Here is a 21,917-nt window from a genome sequence, read left to right as displayed (position 1 = left end):
CGTCGTCACGCCCCTGTGAGCTTCGCGAACTTGCCTTCGTAGGCCGTCTCCTCCTGCTGGCTCAGCGAGCGGAAGGCATGGGACTTCGCCTGCATGGCCTTGTCGGGGACGATCAGCGGGTTGCGCGCCGCGTCCTCGTCGATCTCGGCGAGGTACGGCTTCACACCGTCGACCGGTGTCACGTAGTTGATGTAGGCGGCGAGCGCGGCGGCCTGCTCGGGTTCGTAGTAGAAGTCGATGAGCCGTTCGGCGTTCGTCTTGTGGCGTGCCCGGCTGGGGACGCACAGGTTGTCGGTCGACGTCATGTAGCCGCTGTCCGGGACGACGAAGTCGACGTCCGGGCTGTCCGCCTTGAGCTGGACCACGTCACCGGCCCAGGCGATACAGGCCGCGAAGTCGCCCTTGGTGAGGTCGGACGTGTAGTCGTTGCCGGTGAAGCGGCGGATCTGACCCTTGTCGACGGCCTTCTGCAGGCGGGCGACGGCCGCGTCGAAGTCGTCGTCGGTGAACTTCCCGGGGTCCTTGCCCATGTCGAGCATGGTCATGCCGATGGAGTCGCGCATCTCCGACAGGAAGCCGACGCGTCCCTTGAGTCTGGGGTTGTCGAGCAGGTCGGAGACCGAGGTGACCTCGACGCCGTCGAGCGCCTTCTTGTTGTAGGCGATGACGGTGGAGATGCCCTGCCAGGGGTAGGAGTACGCCCGCCCCGGGTCCCAGTCCGGGTTGCGGAACTGGGGGGAGAGGTTGGTGTAGGCGTGCGGGAGGTGCGAGGGGTCCAGCTTCTGCACCCAGCCGAGGCGGATGAGCCGGGCGGCCAGCCAGTCGGTGAGGACGATGAGGTCGCGGCCGGTGTCCTGGCCCGCGGCGAGCTGCGGTTTGATCTTGCCGAAGAACTCGTTGTTGTCGTTGATGTCCTCGCTGTACCTGACCGTGATCCCGGTCCGCCTCCGGAAGACGTCGAGCGTCGGGTGGCGCTTGCCCTTGTCGTCGACGTCGATGTACTCGGTCCAGTTGGAGAAGTTCACCACCTTCTCCCGCGCCGAGTGGTCCTGCTCCGTGGCGCCGCCCCGGGTTCTGCCCGCCGCGGGGATGCCGCAGGCGCTCAGCGCCCCGAGGCCGCCGGCCGCGAGGGCGCCGCCCGCGGAGGCCCGCAGCAGCGACCGGCGGGTCAGGGCGGCCCTGCCGGTGCGGAGGCTGCGCCGCACCGCGGCCGCTCGGGGTGGGGTCAGGCGGTCCGGCTCGTACTGCTCCATGCGCGTGGTGCCCTTTCGGAAAGATCGGCCCGGGTCACTGGCCCGGTCGTCTAGCGGTCCCCGAAGATCGTGCGGTGCCAGTCCTTCCGGACCACCGCGGTATTGTCGAACATTACGTGCTTGACCTGGGTGTACTCCTCGAACGAGTACGCCGACATGTCCTTGCCGGAGCCGGAGGCCTTGTAGCCGCCGTGCGGCATCTCGCTGATGATCGGGATGTGGTCGTTGATCCACACGCAGCCCGCGCGGAGCTCGCGGGTGGCGCGGTTGGCGCGGTAGACGTCGCGGGTCCACGCGGAGGCGGCGAGGCCGTACGGGGTGTCGTCGGCCAGCCGGATGCCCTCATCATCGTCGTCGAACGGCAGCACCACCAGCACGGGGCCGAAGATCTCGGACTGCACGATCTCGCTGTCCTGCGGGGCGCCGGTGATCAGCGTGGGCCGGTAGTAGGCGCCCTTCGCGAGCTCTCCTCGGGGCGCCTCGCCGCCGGTCACCACACGCGCGTAGGCACGCGCCCGGTCCACGAAGCCGGCGACCCGGTCGCGCTGGACGTGCGAGATCAGCGGCCCGAGGTCCGTTCCGGGCGCGAAGGGGTCTCCGAGCCGCACGGTCTCCATCAGCGCCGCCGTCCGCTCCACGAACGCCCCGTACAGCGGGCGCTGCACATACGCGCGCGTGGCGGCCGTGCAGTCCTGCCCGGTGTTGACGAGCGCGCCGGCGACCGCGCCGTGGACGGCCGCCTCCAGGTCGGCGTCGTCGAACACGACGAAGGGGGCCTTGCCGCCCAGCTCGAGGTGGAGCCGCTTGACGCCGGCGGCGGCGATGCCGGCGACGCGCCTGCCGACGGCGGTGGAGCCGGTGAAGGAGATCATGGCCACGTCCGGGTGGCCGACCAGGTGCTCCCCCGCCTCCTCGCCGGTCCCGGTGACGATGTTGATCACGCCGTCCGGTATGCCCGCGTCCGCAGCGGCCCGGGCGAACAGCAGCGAGGTCAGCGGGGTCGGCTCGGCGGGCTTCAGCACGACGGCGTTGCCCGCGGCGACGGCCGGGAGGATCTTCCAGGCGGCCATCTGGAGGGGGTAGTTCCAGGGCGCGACGGAGCCGACGACGCCGATGGGCTCGCGCCGGACGTACGACGTGTGGCCGCCGGAGTACTCGCCGGCCGACTGCCCCTGCAGATGCCGGGCGGCGCCGGCGAAGAAGGCGGTGTTGTCGATCGTTCCCGGCACGTCGAACCCGCGGCTGAGCGCCAGCGGCTTGCCGCACTGGAGGGACTCGGCGAGGGCGAACTCCTCGGCGCGGTCGGCGAGCACGGCGGCGAGCCGGTGCAGGGCGTCCGAGCGTTCGCCCGGCGTGGCGGCGGCCCAGCCCGGGAAGGCGTCGCGCGCGGCGGCGACGGCCGCGTCGACGTCGTCGGCGCCGGCCAGCCGGTACGTGTACACCCCCTCGCCGTTCGCGGGGTCGACCACGGTGTGGGTACGTCCCGAGGTGCCCTCGGCGAGCCGGCCGGCGATGAACTGCGCGCCGGCGGCGAGGCGGTCCTGTGCGGGGAATCGTTCCGGGGTGGCGGTGCCCGGGTGGTGCATGTCGCTCTCCTCCGCCGTGCGCCCGGCGCGGTGCGCGGGTGGCGTAGCTCCAGCTCGATGTGACTGCCGATCCTGACAGAGGGCCCGGACTCCAACAAGTGATTCCGTTGTTTCCTTTTGGTTACGCAACGGAATCTGTCGACCAGGTGTCGAGTGGGAGCGGAAAAGGACGGACGGAGTGTCCGTGGTGCGTGCCAGACTCGCGTGCATGGGGAAGATCGACGGGGTGGAAGCCCTGATCAGGGAGGTCCGGGCGGGGTCCCGGATCGATTACCTGCACTTCTGGGGGCACCGGCCGCGACCGGACGGCCGGATCGGCGCGAGCTGCCTGAGCCAGTGGTGGCCCTCGCCGTTCTCGGTGGACGGGGTGGAGTACGCGACGGCCGAGCACTGGATGATGGCGGGCAAGGCCCGGCTGTTCGGGGACGCGGAGGCGGAGCGGCGGGCGCTGGCCGCGGAGCACCCCGCCGAGGCGAAGAAGGCGGGCGGGCTGGTCCGCGGCTTCGACGAGGAGACCTGGGAGCGGGAGCGCTTCCGGATCGTGGTCGAGGGCAGTCTGCACAAGTTCGCCGCCCATGAGGACCTGCGGATGTTCCTGCTCGGCACCGGCGACCGGGTGCTCGTGGAGGCCAGCCCCGTCGACCGGGTGTGGGGCATCGGCCTGGCGGCGGACGACGAGGCGGCCTCGGACCCCGGCCGGTGGCGGGGGCTGAACCTGCTGGGCTTCGCGTTGATGGAGGCGCGGGAGCGGCTCGCGGGCGCCGGGGCCTGACGCGGGACGCGGCCGGGCCTGCCCGGCCCCGGCCGTCGTCGGAGCCGGGAGCCGTGAGCCGTGCGCTCTGAGTTGTGGGGCGGGGGGCGTGTCCTGGCCGGCATCGTCTGCAGGCCGGGCCGGGCGGCACCGCCGCCCGCGGGGTACGCGCCGCCGTCCGCCGGCGCGGGCCCCCGGTGGCCGTACGGCGCCTGTCCGGGACCGACGGGGGCGAGGGCGGCGGGGGCACCGGCTGCGCCGCTCGGGCGGTACGGCGGGGAAGGGCGGTGGGGCGGACGGGTCCACCGGAGGCGCGGAGGGACGGAACCGGCGTCGGGACGGCGTCCCGCACCGGCGCCTCGTCGGACACCGCGGCAGAACCCCTCCGACCCCTCCGCCGGACCTCCCGTCATGCCAAGGGCAGGCCGGGGCCCCGCGGACCGGGGCCTACGATGATCCCGCTCCACCGATCAGCCGATCACCGCGCCCGCACGACGGACGTCGCCGCGCGGGCGCCCGTCCCGGGGAGGACCCCTTGACCGACACCTCCGTACCCGCCGCCGGCACCGCCGCCCGCGGCCTGCGCGCCTTCATCGCCGGGCTGCCCAAGGCCGAACTCCACGTCCACCACGTCGGCTCCGCCTCCCCCCGCATCGTCGCCGAACTGGCCGCCCGCCACCCCGACTCCCGGGTCCCGGCCGACCCGGAGGCCCTGGCCGACTACTTCACCTTCACCGACTTCGCGCACTTCATCGAGGTGTACCTGTCGGTCGTGGACCTGGTCCGCACCCCGGAGGACGTCCGGCTGCTCACCTACGAGGTGGCCCGTGACCTGGCCCGGCAGCAGGTGCGGTACGCGGAGCTGACCGTCACCCCGTTCTCCTCCACCCGGCGCGGCATCGAGGACAAGTCCTTCATGGACGCGATCGAGGACGCCCGCAAGGCGGCCGAGGCGGAGTTCGGGACCGTCCTGCGCTGGTGCTTCGACATCCCCGGCGAGGCCGGTCTGGAGGCGGCCGAGGAGACGACCCGGCTCGCCACCGACGACCGGCTCCGCCCGGAGGGCCTGGTGTCGTTCGGGCTCGGCGGACCGGAGGTCGGCGTGCCCCGGCCGCAGTTCAAGCCGTACTTCGACCGGGCCGTCGCCGCGGGACTGCACTCCGTGCCGCACGCCGGCGAGACGACCGGCCCGCAGACGGTGTGGGACGCGCTGACCGAGCTGCGCGCCGAGCGGATCGGGCACGGCACCAGCTCCGCGCAGGACCCCGCGCTGCTGGCCCACCTCGCCGAGCACCGCATTCCGCTGGAGGTGTGCCCGACCTCCAACATCGCCACTCGCGCGGTCCGCACCCTGGAGGAGCACCCGGTCCGGGAGTTCGTACGGGCCGGGGTGCCGGTGACGATCAACTCGGATGACCCGCCGATGTTCGGCACCGACCTGAACAACGAGTACGCGGTGGCCGCCCGGCTCCTGGACCTGGACGAGCGCGGGCTGGCCGGCCTGGCGAAGAGCGCCGTCGAGACGTCCTTCCTGGACGCGGACGGCAAGGCGCGGATCGCCGCGGAGATCGACGCCTACACCGCCTCCTGGCTCGCCTCCTGACACCCCCCACAATGGGGCCCATGCAGAACGTGACCGCCGTGGCCCACCGCGGCGACCCCTACCGGTTCCGGGAGAACACGATCGACTCGCTGCGTTCCGCGCTCGACCGGGGCGCGGACGCGGTGGAGGTCGATGTGCGGCTCACCCGTGACGGCGTGCCCGTGCTGCTGCACGACGAGACGCTGCAGCGGCTGTGGGGGGTGGACCGGCCGGTGCGCTCGCTGTCCGCGGAGGAGGTGCGGGGGCTGACGGCGGGCGGCGTGCCGACGCTGGCGGAGGCGCTGGCCGTGACCGGCGACAGCCGGGTCATGATCGACCTGTGCGGGCGGGTGGACCGCCGGACGGCCGACACGGTCCTGGACGTCGTACGGCAGAGCGGGGCCCGGGAGCGGGTCCACTACTGCGCGCAGGCCGAGGCGATGCTCGCCGTACGGGCCGCCGACCCCGCCGCCGAGATCGCCCTGACCTGGACGACGCTGGCCCCGCCCCGGCCGGCGCTGCTGGCCGCGGTACGCCCGCGCTGGCTCAACTACCGTTTCTCGCTGGTCGGCCGGGAGCTGGCGGCCCGCGTCCACCGCGACGGCTGCCTGCTGTCGGTCTGGACGCCGGACACCCGCCGGTCCATGGCGCGGCTGCTGGACCTGGGCGTCGACTCGATCACGACGAACCGGATCGACGTGCTCCACGCCCTGCGCACGGCGGGCTAGACGCGGCGGCCTCCAGCGGTGCCGCGACCGCCCGAGCGCCCGCCCTGCCACAGCCGGATCGCAGCACGGCCGTCGCCTCCGGCAGCCCGGCACGGCCGGGCGGCGTCAGCCGCCGCCCGCGCTCGGGGGCACGGGTCGCACGCCCCGACACGCGGGCGCCGGGCGCGGCGCCGGAAGTCCGCTCGGCCGCCGCCCGTCCACCGGCCGTGAGCCGGGCGCAGTCCGGGCCGAGCGGGCCGGCCAGTCGACGGCGCCGCCGCGGCCGCGAGCGCCGGGCCGGGGCCGCGGGTGCGGCGGCCCGGGCCGGGACCCGGCCGCACCGCCCGGCGACCCGTAAGGGTGATCCCCTGCAACTGACGCACGCGGGGCCCCTGTTGATCGGGGTGGGGTGAGGGTCGGGGGCCCTCCTCGGTGAGGATCCGCGGTCCGTCCCGGCACCGGAGGATGGCCATGGACCTCGTCCCGATCCCCTCAAGGAGTCCCGCATGCGCCGCAACACCCGCTCCGCCCTCCTGGCCACCGGTCTCGTCGCCGCGCTGGCCGCCGGCCCGCTGGCCGGGCCCGCGCTCGCCGCACCCGACCGGCCGCGGGCGAGCACGGCGCACACCGCCGCGGCGGGCCCGGACGCCGAGGCCCTCGCCGCCGCGATCGCCGGGCTCCCCGACCACGACGCCACCGCCGCCCTGCTCCGCGTCGGCGGCGACGGAACCTGGCGCGGGACGGCCGGTGTACGGGACCTCAGGACCGGGGCGCCGGCCCTGGCGGACGCCCGCTTCCGCGCCGGGTCGGTGACGAAGGTGGTCACCGCGTCGATCGTGCTGCAACTGGCCGCGGAGGGCCGGATCGACCTCGACGGCACCGTGCAGCGGTATCTGCCGGGCCTGCTCACCGAGGACTTCGCGCCGGTCACCGTGCGGCAGCTGCTCACCTACACCAGCGGCCTGCGCCCGGGGGCGTCCCTCGGAGACACGGGCGGGGAGGGCTACGAGCACCGCTTCGAGACGCTGACGCCCCGGCAGGTGGTGGCGGCCTCCGTCGCCGGCGGCCCGGAGTACGCGCCGGGCACGCGGCAGACGTACGGCAACATCCACTACCTGGTGCTCGGCATGCTGATCGAGAAGGTGACCGGCGACGCCTACGCCCACCAGGCCGCGGTGCGCATCTTCCGGCCGCTCGGCATGCGGCACACCTCCTTCCCGGCCGGCGGCGACCCGCGGATCCACGGACCGCACAACCGCGGTTACGCCTGGATGGACGGCGAGCTGGTCGACGTGACGGACTGGAACATGTCCGACCGTTTCGCGGCCGGTGACATGATCTCGACGACCGCCGACCTGGAGCGGCTGCTGGTGGGGGTGTTCAGCGGCCGGGTGGTGCCCGAGCCGCAGCTGCAGGAGATGTTCACCCTGCCCGACGTGCCCGGCGCCCGGTACGGCGCGGCACTGGAGCGGTCGGAGGTGAACGGCAGGGTGATCTGGGGCAAGAGCGGCTCCCGTCCCGGCTACGCCACGGTGATCGCCGCGACCCGTGACCTGTCCCGCACCCTCGTCTACTCGGTGAACTCCACGGACGCCAAGGGCGACGGGCTCCCCGTCGTCCGGCGCTTCGGGTTCCCGGCGTTCGACCGCTGACCCGTCCGGGCCCCCTCCCCTACTCCAGCGGATCGTCCATCGGGACCTGCCGCACTCCGGGGAGGTGGCCGTCCAGCTCCCCCGGCTCGAAGCGGCACATGCCGACCGCGTGCCAGAACTCGCCGGTGACGTCGCCCTCGTACTTGTAGCCGCCGGACGGGGACAGCGCCGCCCAGCCGTCGGGCATGCCGACCAGCGTGGCCCGCAGGGTGACGGCGGCGTCGGCGGGGACGTTCCACAGGCGGACCGTGCCGTCCTCGCCGCCGCTGGCCAGCAGGGAGCCGTCCGGGCTGAACGCCACCGCGAGGACGCGGCCGGTGTGGCCGGTGAGGACGGCGGTGGCCGCACCGGTGTGCGGGTCCCAGAGGCGTACCGTCCGGTCGTCGCCCGCCGTGGCGAGCAGCGGGCGCAGGGGGTGGGCCGCCGCCGTCCAGAGCTTGCCGCTGTGCCCGGTGAGCCGGTGCGCCACCCTGCCGTCCTTCCAGATCACCGCCTGCCCGTCCCAGGAGGCGCTGGCCAGCCAGGAGCCGTCGGGAGCGAACGCCACCGCGTACACCCGGTCGGTGTGGGCCTCCAGCTCGGCGGTGACGCGGCCCTGTGCCAGGTCCCAGATCCGCACCTTGCGGTCGTCGCAGCCGGTGGCGAGGACGGCGCCGTCGGAGCGGAAGGCGATGGTGCGGACCCGCCCGTAGTGTTCGGAGACGGCGGCGACGTGCGCGCCGGTGGCCCGGTACCACAGCTGTACGGTGTCGTCGTCGTTGGCGGTGGCCAGCAGTTCGCCGTCGGCGCTGAACGCCTCCGCCCAGACGTGGTCGGTCTCGACGTCCAGTTCGCGCTGGTACTCGCCGGTGGCCGCGTTCCACAGGTAGATGTCGCCGTCGCTGCTCGCGGTGGCGAGCAGCGGGCCCGCGGGCCCGAACACCGCGGAGACCAGGCGGTCGCTCTGGCCGGTCAGTTCGCGCAGCCGGCGGCCGGAGGCGGGGTGCCACAGGCGGACGACGCCGTCGTTGCCGCCGGCCGCCAGCATCGAGCCGTCGGCGCTGAACGACAGGCTGCCGATCCGCCGTCCGTGGCCGCGCAGGATGCGCCGGCCCTGGCCGGTGGCCGGCTCCCACAGCCGCACCACGCCGTCGTTGCCGCCGGTCACCAGCAGGGCGCCGGGGCCCTGGGCGGGGGTGTCGCCGTGCGGCCGGAACGTGCACACCCAGACGGAGCCGCGGTGCTCGGCGGGCTGCCGGTTCAACGGGGTCGCGACCGGGTCGGCCTCGCCGTCGACGCGCCACAGACGGACCACGCCCGCGCTGTCCCCGGCGGCGAGCAGCGTCCCGTCCGGGTCGAACAGCACCTGGTAGACGGCGCCGCGGCAGCCGCCGAGCAGTCCGGCCGAGCGCCCGGCGGCCAGGTCCCACAGCCGCACCTCCCCCTCGGTGTCACCGCTGACCAGCAGGGCGCCGCCGGGGTGGAAGTCCAGGGTGTAGACGCTGCCGGCGTGCCCGGTGAACGCGTGCCGCACCGTGCGGGCGGCGAGGTCCCACACCCGTACGGTGCCGCCCCGGCGGTCGTCGCCGCGGTCGGCGGTGGCCAGCAGGGCGCCGTCCGGGCTGAACCGCGCCCGGAACACCGCGCCGCGGTGGCCGGGCAGTTCCCCGGCCGGCCGTCCGGTGCCGAGGTCCCACAGGCGTACGGCGCCGGCGGCGTCCCCGGTGACCAGGGTGGCGTCGCCCGGCCCGAACGCGACGGTGTAGACCGGCGCGGCGTGCCCGGCCAGCCGGTGCAGCGGGGCGCCGGAGGCGGTGTCCCAGACGGTGACCCGGCCGTCGGCGTCCCCGGTGGCCAGCAGGGAGCCCCCGGTGTTCAGGACGACCGGCCAGACGCCGCTCGGGTGGACGGCCAGCCGGTGCCGGCAGTCGCCGGAGACCGGGTCCCACAGGCGGACGCTGCCGTCGGCGCTGCCGGTGGCCAGGACGCGTCCGCGGAACTTGACGGCGTACACCCGGCCGGTGTGCCCCTGCAGGGTGCGCAGGGGGGTGCCGGTGGCGGCGTCGCAGACCAGGACGCCGCCGTCCTCGCTGCCGACGGCGAGCAGTTCCCCGTCGGGGCTGTAGGAGACGGGTTCGGGCAGCCGGCTGGTGCGCATGTCGAAGCCGTAGGGGACGCCGACCGCGGACGGCCGGAAGCCGGAGTCCACGGCGAGGCCGGGGGCGATCGCGGCGGTGGCGAGTTCCGGGGCGGCGGCCAGGGGCCCGGTGGTCGCCGCGATCAGCGCCGCCCGCCGCCACCGGCTGCCGTCGACCCGCGCGCCGGTCAGGTCGGTGCCGATCAGCCGGGCCCGCCGCAGGTCGGCGCCGCGCAGGTCGGCCCCGGTGAGGTCGGCGCCGTCGAGCCGGGCGCCGGTCAGCCGGGCGCCCTGCAGGACGGCTCCGGAGAGGTCGGCGCCGACCAGCCGGGCGTCGGTGAGGTCGGCGCGGGTCAGGTCGACGCCGGAGAAGTCGCGGTGGGACAGGTCCTCGCCGGCCAGGGCGGCGCCGCGCAGGTCGGTGTGCGCGGGCACGCGGAGCCGGCTGAGGATCCGGACGGCGTTGGCGCGGCCGGCGTCCAGGGCGGCGTCCGGTTCCTCCCCGGCGGCGCCGGACAGCTCCCGCTCGGCCCACGCCTGGCAGATCCGGTGGTCGGCGAGGTCGCACAGGAACTCCACGGCGAGCTGGCCGAGCTGCCGCCGCCGCAGCAGGGCGCTGTCGCCGTCGGTGAGCCTGCGGGCGCACTCCCGGGCCACGAGCCACTCCACCACCGAGCCGTGGATGAACCGGAACACGCCCTCGTCGTTGCGCACCAGCAGGCTGCCGGAGCCGATGGCGTGGGCGGTCTGCGGCACCGACAGCCGGGTGTCCGCGAGGCCGGTGAGGGTCTCGGCCGCGTCGGTCAGCTCGTCCAGCCGCAGGGAGTCCTGCCCGCTCTCCCACAGCCGCAGGGCGAGCGCGGTCACCGCGTTCCACAGGTGGTCCGCGCCGAGTCCCGGCGCCCGGCCGGGGCTGCCGCTGCCGCGCTGCGCCTCGAAGTCCAGCCAGGCGGTGAGCACCTCCTCGTACAGGCCGGCCGCGCTGAGCGCACGGCCGGCTCCGGCGACCGCGCGGAGCCGGTCGTCGTCGAGGTCGGCGACGAAACCGAGCAGCCGCGGGTTGCGGCACAGGGCGAGCAGGTCGGGGATGGCGTCCAGCAGCCGCACCCGGTGGTCGGCGGCGCGTTCGTCGCCGTTGTAGCGGTTGACCAGGTAGGACCGGATCTGGCGGGGGGTGAACTCCTGGACGGCCAGCACCCGGCGGTGCGGGAGCAGGCCCACGCGTTCGCCGAGCGCGGTGAGCACCTGGCCCTGGGAGCGGAAGTGCTGGGTGCGGCTGGAGACGACGATCTTGGCGCTGTCGACGGCGGAGTCCAGCAGCACCTGGAGGCGTTCGGCGGCGCGGTCGTAGGTCACCTGGTTGACGAGTTCGTCGAAGCCGTCGAAGAGCAGCACGATCCGGCCCTGCTGGAGCATGTACCGGAAGGCGCGCAGGTCGATGTTGTCGACGCCGTGGGCGGCGAGATGGGCGGCGACCAGGCCCTCGAAGGAGTAGGCGCGGTCCAGCGCGTGCAGTTCGATCAGCAGCGGCACCAGGTGCGGCAGCTCGGCCGGGACGCGGCGGGCCAGCTCGCGCAGCGCGAAGGTCTTGCCGTGCCCGAAGTCGCCGAGGAGCAGCAGGAAGCGGCCCTGGTCGGAGTCGAGCAGCCGGAGCATCTCGTCCACCAGCCCGTCCCGGTCCTCGGCGTCGAGCCGCTCCACCTCCCGGTACCGCTGCGGCAGGTACAGGCCGGGGGGATAGCGGGGGTCGGTGCGCAGCCGCTCGCTCTGCGCCGCGACGTACCCGCGCAGGTCGAGCAGGCCCTGGAACTCGGTGAAGCTGCGCACCCGGACGCCCCGGCGGCGGGCCGCGTCGCGCAGTTCGCGGGCGGGCGGCGGGCCGTCGTGGACGAGTTCCGCCTCGGTCCCGTCGTCGGCGGCGTGCACGAGCGCCAGGAACCGGTCGAGGTCCTGTGCGGTCGGGGTGCCCGTGTGCACGGCCACCCGCTGCTGCCGGACGAAGCCGGACTGGCTCCAGGTGACCAGCAGCTGGGGGAAGGGGCCCTCCACCGGGCGGATCTGGGCGCCCTCGTGGCGGGTGCGGCACACCTCCGCGACCCGGGCGAGGAGGATCTCCGCCGGGGTCCGAACGGCGCGCGGCTCGGGGTCGGCGGCGGGGGCGCCGTCCGCGCCGGGAAGGCGCACCGGGTCCGCGCCGGGGGTCTCCTCCTCCGGTCCGAAGGCCCGGTGCGCCCTGCGCCACTGCACCGGTCGCCGCCGCGGTTCCCCGGGTCCCTGCCAGACGGCGACGCCCTCGCGGGTGACCCGCAGCAGCTGGTGCCGGCCGGGTGCGGGGGCGCCGACCACCGGTACCTCGCCGGCCGTCGTGGTCAGTGCGGGCGGCGCGCCCGGGCCGGCCGGGCCGTGCAGCAGCAGGTGCAGCCGGGGCGCGGTCAGCCGCACCAGGTCCTCGGTGTCGCGCAGCGGTCCGGCGCCGTCCGCTGCGGCCGTGCCCGCGGCGCCGGCCCGGCGGACGCCGGGGGCGGGGTGGCCGGGGGCGGCGCCGGGCGCGTGGCGCAGCACGCCGATCCTCAGCCAGCCCTCGGTCTCGTGCGGGCGCAGGGCCTGCGCGAACCAGGCGGCCTGCTCGCGGCCGATCAGGCCGTACCGGTCGTCGCGCCGGTGGCTGTAGGCCATCGAGGAGTTGAGCCCCGCGACCACGGTGTGCAGTTCCGGGACGGGGAAGAGCGTCCACGGCTGGTCGCTGTCGAAGACCACGTCCAGACCCTGGTAGAGCTCCTGGAACAGCCGGGCGTAGTGCCGCCACTTGGGCCAGTACGGCGGCCGGGGCGGCATCTCGTCGGCCTCGCAGGTGCTGAAGTAGGCCTGGCAGGCGGCCATGTTGACGTCCTGGCCGCCGGGCACCAGGGCGACCCGGTGGGGTTCGAGGCCGAGCAGGGCGCGCAGCCCGGTGAGGAAGGCCAGCGCCTGCTCGAACTCGCGCCGGCTGCCGGAGGCGGTGAGGTCCCCGGTGACGACCAGCAGGTCGGGCGAGGGCGCACCGGAGTCGGTCAGCTCGACCAGGTCGCCCCAGATCGCCGCCTGGAACTCGGCGGGGTCCTGCCCCCGCCCGAAGGCCGGCCCGGCGAGCTGGAGCACGGTCACCGCGTCCCGCTCGCCGCCCTCGGCGGACGCCCGCGGGTACGAGGGGGGCGCGGCGGGCCTGCGCCGTCCCGCCCACCCGGTCCCGCCGAGCGGCCGTCCGGGGGACGCGGCGGCCGGCACGGCCCCCGCGGGGCGGCCCGGTCGGGGGTCGGCGCCCGGGTAGCCGGGGCGGGCCTCGGGCCGGGCCCGGCCGTCCAGCGCCTGCCGCACCCGGGTGAGCAGCAGGTCCCTCGCCGCGGGCCCGTCGGCGACCGGCACCAGGTCCACGTAGGTGATGGTGGCCAGCAGGCCCTCCACCGGGATGTCCTCGACCCGTACGGTGATCAGCCGCCGCTCCGGCGCGTCCGGGTCGGCGCGCAGCGCGGCCTGCCATTCCATCCGGCCGTAGCGGGAGCGCTCGTAGTTGCGCGACAGCACGGCGATGACGGCGGCGGACTCGCTGACCCCGCGGTCCATGAAGTCGACGAAGTTGGTGCCGGGCACGAAGTCCCAGGCCTGCAGGACCGTACGGTATCCGGCCTCCTCCAGGGTCCAGGCGATCCAGGACGCCCAGCGTTCGTCGGCCGGCGAGTAGCTGATGAAGAAGTCCAATGGCCCGGTGTCCCCCGGGATGTTCTGACGAGCCACCATGGAGGCATCATGCCGTGACTGGGGCGTCCGGCACCGGCCGTTTCGAGGCGTTCGACGGTGCGCCGGTCACAGCGGGGCACGGGTGTGCGACCCTACCGACCGTGCGTGCCTCATTGCTGCGTCTGCATGTCCTCGACCGGGTGGCGATCGGCCTGCTGGCGACCGGGCTGGTGTGCCTGGTCACGGGTCTGCTGCCCGCCGCGTCCGCCTCCGACGCGATGACCCGCGTCGCCCCCCTGCTGGCGTTCCTGGGCACGGTGATCGTGCTGGCCGAGCTGACCAGCCGGGCGGAGGTGTTCGACGTGGTGGCGGCGCGCGTGGCGCGGGCGGGCCGGGGCAGTTACCCGCTGCTGTTCCTGTTGTGCGTGGCCTTCGCGTCGGTCACCACGATCGCCCTGAACCTGGACACCACGGCGGTCCTGCTGACCCCGGTGATGCTGGCGCTCGCCTCGCGGGTGGGCATCGCGCCGGTGCCGCTGGCGATGACCACGGTGTGGCTGGCCAACACGGCCAGTCTGCTGCTGCCGGTGTCCAATCTGACGAACCTGCTGGCCGCCGACCGGGTCGCCCTGTCCCCGCTGGGCCTGGCGGGCCGGATGTGGGCGCCGCAGCTGGCGGCGGTGGCCGTGACGATGGCTTGTTTGTGGCTGTTCTTCTGGCGGCGGGGGCGGCGGGAGGCTCCGCGGACCCCTGGGGCGGACCGGTCCGGCGCGCTCCCGGCCCCGGTGTCGGGGCCCGGCGCGGCACGCGCCGAGGACGTGCGCGCGGACACCGCCGGCCGTTACGCGCGGCCCGCCGTCCACCGCCCGGCCGACCCGGTGCTCTTCCGCGCCTGCGCGCTGGCCTGCGCGGGTCTCCTGCTGGCCATCCTGGTGGCCGACGTGCCGCTGTGGGCGGCCTCCGGCACGGCCGCGCTGGTCGCCGTGGCGGCCTACGCGCTCCGTGACCCGTCCGCGCTCCGGCCGTCGCTCGTCCCCTGGCGGCTGCTGGTCATGGTGCCGGGGATGTTCCTGGTGGTCGAGACGGTGGACGCGCACGGGCTGCACCACCTGCTCGCGGCGGCGGTCGGCCACGACGGCGGCATGCTCGGCCAGTTCCGCGCGGCGGCGGTCGGCGGCGGCCTGTCCAACGTCCTGAACAACCTGCCGGTCTACCTCGCCGGGGAGGCGGCCGTCCCCCTGGCCAACCACGACCAGCTCCTCGCCCTGCTCATCGGCACCAACGCCGGTCCGGTCGTCACCCCGTGGGCGTCCCTGGCCACGCTGCTGTGGTACGAGCGCTGCCACGCGCACGGCGTACGGGTGCCGGTCGCCCGGCTGATGGGGACCGGAGCGGTGCTGGCCGTGTGCGCGGTGACCGCGTCGGTGGCGGCGCTGGCCGTGACCCGCTAGCGGGGGCCGGCCGGGGAGGTGGCGACGAGGTCGAGCAGGGTCGGCAGCAGTTCGGGCCGCCCGGCGACGAAGGAGCGCCCCGTGTCGGGTCCGCCGAAGCCGCCGCGGAACTCGGCGCCGTCGAGGTGGCGCAGGGCGATGCCCGCCTCGCGGGCGAGCAGCGCACCGGCGGGCAGGTCGACGGCCTCCGCGCGGTAGCCCACGAAGCCGTCGATGTCACCGCGGGCGAGCATGGCCCAGGCGACCAGGGGCGCCCAGAGCTGGAGCAGGCGCCGGGAGCGCAGTTCGAGGGTGTGTTTCAGGGCGCAGGCGGCGGGGTCGTCACGGGGGACGGCGTGCCCCTGGGTCCAGGCCAGCAGCGGTCCGGCCGCGGGCAGCGGGCGGCCGGCGGCGGGCGCGGCGAGCCGCCCGCCGGGCCCGTGCGCCCCGCCGCCCCGCACGGCGGACCAGGTGCGCCCGGTCATCGGATCGTGGACGACGCCCACCACGGGCGTGTCGTCCACGCACAGGGCGATGCCGACGACGTACACGGCGAGTCCGATCACCACGTTGTTGCTGCCGTCGAGCGGGTCGACGAGCCAGGTGCGGCCGCCGCCGTCCCCGGCGAGTTCCCCCGCCTCCTCGGCGAGGATGCGGTCGTGCGGGAAGCGCTCGCGGATCCGGCCGACGACCAGCCGCTCGGCCGCCACGTCCAGGTCGGTGACGACGTCCTCGCCTTCCCCCTTGGGCCGGGCGGCGAAGCCGTCGGGGAAGCGGGAGCGCAGCAGCGCCCCGGCGGCCTCGGCGGCGGCCACCGCCGTGCGGTGCTCGCGGGTGTAGCCGGCCGGCGGGGCCGGGCGGTCAGGGTTCGGGCTCATGGATCCTCCTGAGGGCGGCCCGAGCGATCCGGGCGGTCCGGCTCGCGTCGCAGGTCCGGCGGACCATGCGGTGCCCCGGCGCGGACAGCGGGCCCAGCGACAGGTCCACCCGGCCGGGCAGTGTCCGCCCCAGCACCAGGGTGGCGGTGGGGCGGCCGTCCGGCACCACGCTGGTGTGGAATTCACCCGCCGGAAGGGCGTAGGTCTGGCCGCGCGCGCTGGTCTGTTCCGCGCCGGGGCGGCAGCGCACGAGCCGTTCGGTGGGCCGCAGTTCGTCCACGCCGGAGGGGTCGCTGTGCACCTCGAACACCCGGTGCGTGGGCGCGCCGGGGTCGTGGTGCACGTCCACCCGCCGGTTGCCGAGCCGCCCGTAGAGCACGGTGCTGGTGAGGTCCCAGCTGTGGCAGTGCACCTGGGGCGCGGACCGGTCGGGCACCGCGTCCGGGGTGCCGAACAGGTGGACGCAGACGCCGTCGTGGCCGTCGCGCAGGAGGGGCAGGCAGACGAAGCCGAGGGGATGGCGCACCGCCCGCAGGGCGCGGCGGCCCGAGGCGATCCGGTCCAGTTCCGCCACGGCGTGCCGGATCAGCTCGGCGCTGGCGTGCCGCCGGGCTGCCCGTTCCAGGGCCGGGTAGTCCATGGTCCTTCCCTCCCTCGGCCGGTGGCCGGAACACGGCGCTCAGCCGCGGTACGGGTTCTCCGCGTGCAGCGCCTTGTCGATGACGTCGCCGACGTCACGGTCGGTGAAGCTCGGCGGCAGCGGCAGGCCCAGCCGGTCGAGCAGGCGTCTGACCTCGTCCACGGTCGGTTCGTCGCCGAGCGGCACGGCCTCGCGCAGGTCGAGTTTGACCGCCTGCTCGCGACTCTGGTGCAGTTCGGTGACGTAGTAGTCGTAGAGCGGCCGGTCCCGTTCCACGCAGAGGCTGACCCGGCTCGGGTCGTCCTGGGTGATGATCAGGCAGGAGTCCGAGAGGTCGAAGCGCAGCGCCGGGGCCACCGAGGACAGGTGGACGTCGATCTCCAGGGTGTCCAGCCGCTGCCGGTGCCAACTGGCGGCGACGACGGTGGCGTACGCCTCCTTGCGGGTGCGCTCCACGGTCCACCCGGCGAAGCCGCCGCCGGGTCCCGGCGCGAAGGTGCTCCGGAACCGCGCGTAGGCGGCGCACACCTGCTCGTCGGCGGGGTTGATGATGTCGATCTTCATGCTGAGGGAGCGCCGCTGCCGCTGTGCCTCCAGCACGCACTCGGGCAGCGTGACCGCGCGCAGGTAGGTGCCGGTGCCGCCCTTGAAGATCCAGCGGGTGGTGGTGCGCCGGGCCCTCTCGTGCGCGAGGGCCACTTCGGCGCCGGACAGCGTCCGCACCATCGCCAGGTCCTCGATGGCCCGGCTGGTCCCCGCGGTCGCGGCCCGGATGTCGGCCACGCGCCGCCGGCGTTCGGTGAGCGAGCCGAAGACGAGGGCGGCGAGGACGAGCAGGGTGGCGCCGGAGACGACGTCGTCGTCCATGTTCTGGTTGAGGACGTCCATGAGCCCGATGACGAGGGCTGCTCCGATGGCGACGACCCCGTCCGCGTTGCGGACGGCCCAGGCGATCGCGTTCTCGAGCCGACGCCCGCTGCCCTGCGGTGTGCTGCGCGTCACGTGCACCCTCCCCCGACGGTGACTCCCATCGTAGGAGCAGGGCAGGTCGTCAGCCATGCACCAATCGGCCGTGCCCGCACGGTTCCTGGAGCGTCTCCAGGCGTCTGGTCTTCCTGTGCACGACGTACAGCGGGACGACGCCGACGATCCCGAACGACATGTCGAGCACGCTCCACCACAGCGGTATCCCCCGGACAGGACCGCACACGAGGGCGAGCGGGACGATGCCGGCGCAGGCGATCATGCCGAACTCGACGACCCAGACGTTGCGGACGGGGTCGCGGTACGGGCCGTAGAAGGCGACCGCGATGACGAGATGGGCGAAGGCCAGCCAGTCGGTGCCGTAGAGGACGAAGGGGTGTTCGGCGTCGACGGCGTCGAGCCCGTCGCGTACCCGCACGATCCAGGCCATCAGCCCGGGCAAGTGCTCCGGCACGGCCAGCGCGCGCAACGCGCTCTCCGGCCAGTGCAGTTCGTGCACCAGGGGGAAGGCGGTGGCCCCGCTGAGCACGAGGCATCCGACGAAGAGGGCCAGCCAGCGGCGAATGCCCGTGAGCAGGGCGGCTCTGTCGTTCATGGCAGGAGCCTACGCCGGAGTTGAACATGTTCAAAACCGTGTGCCCGCACCTTCGGATACGGCAGGCAGCCCAACCTCGTCCGCCCGAGCCGAGCACGCCGCCGCCCGTGGCGCCGGCACGGCGGTGCTGCGAGGCCGGCGAGGAGGGCACGCCGGGACGGCATTCGGGGCCGGAAGGGGGCAGCCGTGCGGGAGCCCGTGCGGGGTGAGGGTCACGGGGGGTGGGGACACACCGCGGCCCCGGGCGGGGGTCCGTCCGGGGCCGTGGTGTGTCACTTCGCGCGGGCCGGCTCCCCCGGGCGGCGCGGGGCCGCGGGGGGGGGACCGGCGGGGTCAGCCGTCCAGGGACGTCATCACGTGCTTGATGCGGGTGTAGTCCTCGAAGCCGTACGCCGACAGGTCCTTGCCGTAGCCGGACTTCTTGAAGCCGCCGTGCGGCATCTCCGCGACCAGCGGGATGTGGGTGTTGATCCACACGCAGCCGAAGTCGAGCTTCTTGGACATGCGCATGGCGCGGGCGTGGTCCCTGGTCCACACCGAGGACGCGAGGGCGTACTCGACGCCGTTGGCGTACTCGACGGCCTGGTCCTCGTCGGTGAAGGACTGGACGGTGATGACCGGGCCGAACACCTCGTTCTGCACGATCTCGTCGTCCTGCTTCAGGCCGGAGACGACGGTCGGGGCGTAGAAGTAGCCCTTGTCGCCGACCCGGTGGCCGCCCGCCTCGACCTTGGCGTGGGCGGGAAGGCGGTCGATGAAGCCGGACACCTGCTTGAGCTGGTTCGGGTTGTTCAGCGGGCCGTAGAGGACGTCCTCGTCGTCCGGCTGCCCGGTCTTCGTCTCGGCCGCGGCCTTGGCGAGCGCGGCCACGAACTCGTCGTGGATGGCCTCGTGGACGAGGACGCGGGTCGCGGCCGTGCAGTCCTGGCCGGCGTTGAAGAAGCCCGCGACGGAGATGTCCTCCACCGCCTTGGGGATGTCGGTGTCCTCGAAGACGACGACCGGGGCCTTGCCGCCGAGCTCCAGGTGGACCCGCTTGAGGTCCTTGGAGGCGGACTCGGCGACGGACATGCCGGCGCGCACGGAGCCGGTGATGGAGGCCATCGCCGGGACGTCGTGCTCGACCATCATGCGGCCGGTGTCGCGGTCGCCGCAGATGACGTTGAAGACGCCCTTGGGCAGGATCGAGCCGACGATGTCGGCGATCAGGACGGTGGAGGCCGGGGTGGTGTCCGACGGCTTCAGGACGACCGTGTTGCCGGCGGCGATGGCCGGGGCGAACTTCCACACGGCCATCATCATCGGGTAGTTCCAGGGGGCGACCTGGGCGCAGACGCCGACCGGCTCGCGGCGGATGATCGAGGTCATCCCGTCCATGTACTCGCCGGCCGAGCGGCCTTCGAGCAGCCGGGCCGCGCCCGCGAAGAAGCGGATCTGGTCGACCATCGGCGGGATCTCCTCGGAGCGGGTGAGCCCGATCGGCTTGCCGGTGTTCTCCACCTCGGCCGCGATCAGCTCCTCGGCGCGCTCCTCGAAGGCGTCGGCGATCTTCAGGAGGGCCTTCTGCCGCTCGGCCGGCGTGGTGTCGCGCCAGGCGGGGAAGGCGCGGGCCGCGGCCTCCATGGCGGCGTCCACGTCCGCCTGCCCGGACAGCGGCGCGGTCGCGTACGCCTCGCCCGTCGCGGGGTTGACCACCTCGGTGGTCCGTCCGTCGGCGGCGTCCCGGAACTCACCGTCGATGTAGTTGCGCAGACGACGCAGCTCGGTGCTCACTGCCGGCCTCCTGATCAGGTTCAAGCTGTCCACTCGCTGAGACACCCACCCTAACCGTCCGGTCGACGTTTTCAACACCCCCGCCGCCATGAGTCCTGCGAAATCCGCAAGCCTCAGCATCGTAAACAACGGATTTCATCGCTGGAACCTTGCGAAACTGTCGAGACGTCGTGCAGAGTGAGGCCGTGGCCAGTCGAAGCGCAGACCAGAGGGACTCCTCCCGCGAGTCCAGGAACGGCACTCCCCAGCTGGACGCCGTCTCCCTCGCCATCATCGAGCAGCTCCAGGAGGACGGCCGCCGGCCGTACGCCGCGATCGGCAAGGCCGTGGGGCTGTCCGAGGCGGCCGTGCGCCAGCGCGTGCAGAAGCTGCTGGACCAGGGCGTGATGCAGATCGTCGCCGTCACGGACCCGCTCACCGTGGGCTTCCGCCGGCAGGCGATGGTCGGGATCCACGTCGAGGGCGACGTCGAGTCGGTCGCGGACGCGCTGACCGGCATGTCGGAAGTCGAGTACGTGGTGATGACCGCGGGCTCCTTCGACATCCTCGCCGAGATCGTCTGCGAGGACGACGACCACCTGCTGGACGTCATCAACAAGCGCATCCGGGCCCTGCCCGGCGTGCGTTCCACCGAGAGCTTCGTCTACCTGAAGCTCAAGAAGCAGACCTACATGTGGGGAACCCGATGACCGTGAGGACCCGATGACCGTGAGCACCAAGGACCTCAGCCGCACCGCGTACGACCACCTGTGGATGCACTTCACCCGCATGTCCTCGTACGAGAACTCCCCCGTTCCCACCATCGTCCGGGGCGAGGGCGCCTACATCTACGACGACAAGGGCAGGCGCTACCTCGACGGTCTCGCCGGCCTGTTCGTGGTCCAGGCCGGTCACGGCCGTACGGAACTCGCCGAGACCGCGTTCAAGCAGGCTCAGGAGCTGGCGTTCTTCCCGGTGTGGTCCTACGCCCACCCCAAGGCGGTGGAGCTGGCCGAGCGGCTCGCCCACCACGCGCCCGGCGACCTGAACAAGGTGTTCTTCACCACCGGCGGCGGCGAGGCCGTCGAGACCGCGTGGAAGCTCGCCAAGCAGTACTTCAAGCTCGTCGGCAAGCCCACCAAGCACAAGGTCGTCTCCCGCGCGGTCGCCTACCACGGCACCCCGCAGGGCGCCCTGTCCATCACCGGTCTGCCGGCGCTGAAGGCCCCCTTCGAGCCGCTGGTGCCGGGCGCGCACAAGGTGCCCAACACCAACATCTACCGCGCGCCGATCCACGGCGACGACCCGGTCGCCTTCGGCCGCTGGGCCGCCGACCAGATCGAGCAGCAGATCCTCTTCGAGGGCCCCGACACCGTCGCCGCGGTCTTCCTCGAACCGGTGCAGAACGCCGGCGGCTGCTTCCCGCCGCCGCCCGGCTACTTCCAGCGCGTGCGCGAGATCTGCGACCGGTACGACGTGCTGCTCGTGTCGGACGAGGTCATCTGTGCCTTCGGCCGCCTCGGCACGATGTTCGCCTGCGACAAGTTCGGCTACGTCCCGGACATGATCACCTGCGCCAAGGGCATGACCTCGGGCTACTCCCCGATCGGCGCCTGCATCGTCTCCGACCGGCTCGCCGAGCCGTTCTACCGGGGCGACAACACCTTCCTGCACGGCTACACCTTCGGCGGCCACCCCGTGTCGGCCGCGGTGGGCCTCGCCAACCTCGACCTGTTCGAGCGCGAGAACCTCACCCAGCACGTGCTGGACAACGAGGGCGCCTTCCTGCGCACCCTGCAGAAGCTGCACGACCTGCCGATCGTCGGCGACGTCCGCGGCAACGGCTTCTTCTACGGCATCGAACTGGTGAAGGACAAGGACACCAAGGAGTCCTTCGACGAGGAGGAGACCGAGCGCGTCCTGTACGGCTTCCTCTCCAAGGCCCTGTTCGACAACGGCCTGTACTGCCGTGCCGACGACCGCGGCGACCCGGTCGTCCAGCTCGCCCCGCCGCTCATCTCCGACCAGGGGACCTTCGACGAGATCGAGCAGATCCTGCGCGCGACCCTGACCGAGGCGTGGACCAGGCTCTGAGCCCGACGCGTCCGATCAGCTGATCAACACCGGCCCCGGTGCCGCCCGTTCGAGTGAGAACGGCGGCCCGGGGCCGTGTGCTGTCCGGCCTCCTCCAACCCGCTGCCTAGCGTTCCAGTGACCGATCGGCCCCGCCTTCGTTCCCCCGTACGGGGGAACAGGCACGGGATAACGGATCAGAAC

Annotated in this window: 15 protein-coding genes; 7 read left to right on the top strand and 8 right to left on the bottom strand. The window is 73.8% G+C overall.

Annotation, left to right across the window (positions count from 1 at the left end):
• Positions 1-5: 5 nt before the first annotated feature.
• Positions 6-1,253, bottom strand: a complete 1,248-nt coding sequence (locus tag ABZ261_RS18910; protein ID WP_356860506.1) for a spermidine/putrescine ABC transporter substrate-binding protein — start codon at positions 1,251-1,253, stop codon at positions 6-8.
• A 50-nt stretch (positions 1,254-1,303) separates the two neighbouring features.
• A complete protein-coding gene (locus tag ABZ261_RS18905; RefSeq protein WP_356860504.1) occupies positions 1,304-2,839 on the bottom strand; it encodes a gamma-aminobutyraldehyde dehydrogenase in 1,536 nt (511 codons plus the stop codon).
• A 208-nt stretch (positions 2,840-3,047) separates the two neighbouring features.
• Here ABZ261_RS18905 and ABZ261_RS18900 point away from each other — a divergent pair, with 208 nt between their 5' ends.
• The 4 genes from ABZ261_RS18900 to ABZ261_RS18885 all read left to right on the top strand — a co-directional run bounded on the left by ABZ261_RS18900 (position 3,048) and on the right by ABZ261_RS18885 (position 7,531).
• Positions 3,048-3,611 (top strand): NADAR family protein, encoded by a 564-nt coding sequence (locus ABZ261_RS18900; protein ID WP_356860502.1) that lies wholly within the window; start codon positions 3,048-3,050, stop codon positions 3,609-3,611.
• A 448-nt stretch (positions 3,612-4,059) separates the two neighbouring features.
• Positions 4,060-5,193, top strand: a complete 1,134-nt coding sequence (locus ABZ261_RS18895; protein WP_356860534.1) for an adenosine deaminase — start codon at positions 4,060-4,062, stop codon at positions 5,191-5,193.
• Between the two features lie 20 nt (positions 5,194-5,213).
• Positions 5,214-5,900, top strand: a complete 687-nt coding sequence (locus ABZ261_RS18890; RefSeq protein ID WP_356860500.1) for a glycerophosphodiester phosphodiesterase — start codon at positions 5,214-5,216, stop codon at positions 5,898-5,900.
• 485 nt (positions 5,901-6,385) lie between these two features.
• Positions 6,386-7,531, top strand: coding sequence for a serine hydrolase domain-containing protein (locus ABZ261_RS18885; RefSeq protein ID WP_356860498.1), 1,146 nt, complete (start codon positions 6,386-6,388; stop codon positions 7,529-7,531).
• Positions 7,532-7,550: 19 nt separating this feature from the next.
• Here the strand turns inward: ABZ261_RS18885 and ABZ261_RS18880 are convergent, their stop codons facing one another.
• Complete coding sequence (locus tag ABZ261_RS18880; protein ID WP_356860496.1) at positions 7,551-13,421, bottom strand: TIR domain-containing protein; 5,871 nt, start codon at positions 13,419-13,421, stop codon at positions 7,551-7,553.
• 101 nt (positions 13,422-13,522) lie between these two features.
• Between ABZ261_RS18880 and ABZ261_RS18875 the strand changes: the two genes are divergently transcribed.
• Positions 13,523-14,812: an SLC13 family permease gene (locus tag ABZ261_RS18875; protein WP_356860494.1), complete on the top strand. Its 1,290-nt coding sequence runs from the start codon at positions 13,523-13,525 to the stop codon at positions 14,810-14,812.
• Here ABZ261_RS18875 and ABZ261_RS18870 read toward each other — a convergent pair.
• The 5 genes from ABZ261_RS18870 to ABZ261_RS18850 all read right to left on the bottom strand — a co-directional run bounded on the left by ABZ261_RS18870 (position 14,809) and on the right by ABZ261_RS18850 (position 19,661).
• Positions 14,809-15,669 carry an inositol monophosphatase gene (locus tag ABZ261_RS18870; protein ID WP_356860492.1) on the bottom strand — a complete coding sequence of 287 codons (861 nt, stop codon included), beginning with the start codon at positions 15,667-15,669 and terminating at the stop codon, positions 14,809-14,811. The genes ABZ261_RS18875 and ABZ261_RS18870 overlap by 4 nt on opposite strands.
• A complete protein-coding gene (locus tag ABZ261_RS18865; RefSeq protein WP_356860490.1) occupies positions 15,653-16,309 on the bottom strand; it encodes a hypothetical protein in 657 nt (218 codons plus the stop codon). Before ABZ261_RS18865 ends, ABZ261_RS18870 begins: the two co-directional genes overlap by 17 nt.
• A gap of 39 nt (positions 16,310-16,348) precedes the next feature.
• Positions 16,349-17,311 carry a hypothetical protein gene (locus ABZ261_RS18860; protein ID WP_356860488.1) on the bottom strand — a complete coding sequence of 321 codons (963 nt, stop codon included), beginning with the start codon at positions 17,309-17,311 and terminating at the stop codon, positions 16,349-16,351.
• A 49-nt stretch (positions 17,312-17,360) separates the two neighbouring features.
• Positions 17,361-17,888, bottom strand: a complete 528-nt coding sequence (locus ABZ261_RS18855) for a hypothetical protein (RefSeq protein ID WP_356860486.1) — start codon at positions 17,886-17,888, stop codon at positions 17,361-17,363.
• A gap of 333 nt (positions 17,889-18,221) precedes the next feature.
• Positions 18,222-19,661: a gamma-aminobutyraldehyde dehydrogenase gene (locus ABZ261_RS18850; protein ID WP_356860484.1), complete on the bottom strand. Its 1,440-nt coding sequence runs from the start codon at positions 19,659-19,661 to the stop codon at positions 18,222-18,224.
• Positions 19,662-19,831: 170 nt separating this feature from the next.
• On the opposite strand from ABZ261_RS18850, the gene ABZ261_RS18845 reads away from it, so the two are divergent.
• Together ABZ261_RS18845 and ABZ261_RS18840 are read left to right on the top strand one after the other, a co-directional pair.
• Entirely contained in the window at positions 19,832-20,350 is a 519-nt protein-coding gene (locus ABZ261_RS18845) for an Lrp/AsnC family transcriptional regulator (RefSeq protein ID WP_356860482.1), read from the top strand.
• A 13-nt stretch (positions 20,351-20,363) separates the two neighbouring features.
• Positions 20,364-21,734 carry an aspartate aminotransferase family protein gene (locus ABZ261_RS18840; RefSeq protein ID WP_356860480.1) on the top strand — a complete coding sequence of 457 codons (1,371 nt, stop codon included), beginning with the start codon at positions 20,364-20,366 and terminating at the stop codon, positions 21,732-21,734.
• Positions 21,735-21,917: the final 183 nt, after the last annotated feature.

The organism is Streptomyces sp. NPDC006193, from assembly GCF_040613915.1.
GTDB lineage: Bacteria > Actinomycetota > Actinomycetes > Streptomycetales > Streptomycetaceae > Streptomyces.
The sequence above is the reverse complement of the archived record's forward strand: the minus strand, read 5'-3'. Positions and strand labels throughout refer to the sequence as shown.

Bases quoted from the DNA above. Each gene is read 5' to 3' on its own strand.
- ABZ261_RS18840 (WP_356860480.1), top strand. From the start codon at position 20,364: ATGACCGTGAGCACCAAGGACCTCAGCCGCACCGCGTACGACCACCTG.
- ABZ261_RS18905 (WP_356860504.1), bottom strand. From the start codon at position 2,839: ATGCACCACCCGGGCACCGCCACCCCGGAACGATTCCCCGCACAGGAC.
- ABZ261_RS18855 (WP_356860486.1), bottom strand. From the start codon at position 17,888: ATGAACGACAGAGCCGCCCTGCTCACGGGCATTCGCCGCTGGCTGGCC.
- ABZ261_RS18870 (WP_356860492.1), bottom strand. From the start codon at position 15,669: ATGAGCCCGAACCCTGACCGCCCGGCCCCGCCGGCCGGCTACACCCGC.
- ABZ261_RS18890 (WP_356860500.1), top strand. From the start codon at position 5,214: ATGCAGAACGTGACCGCCGTGGCCCACCGCGGCGACCCCTACCGGTTC.
- ABZ261_RS18885 (WP_356860498.1), top strand. From the start codon at position 6,386: ATGCGCCGCAACACCCGCTCCGCCCTCCTGGCCACCGGTCTCGTCGCC.
- ABZ261_RS18880 (WP_356860496.1), bottom strand. From the start codon at position 13,421: ATGGTGGCTCGTCAGAACATCCCGGGGGACACCGGGCCATTGGACTTC.
- ABZ261_RS18865 (WP_356860490.1), bottom strand. From the start codon at position 16,309: ATGGACTACCCGGCCCTGGAACGGGCAGCCCGGCGGCACGCCAGCGCC.
- ABZ261_RS18900 (WP_356860502.1), top strand. From the start codon at position 3,048: ATGGGGAAGATCGACGGGGTGGAAGCCCTGATCAGGGAGGTCCGGGCG.
- ABZ261_RS18910 (WP_356860506.1), bottom strand. From the start codon at position 1,253: ATGGAGCAGTACGAGCCGGACCGCCTGACCCCACCCCGAGCGGCCGCG.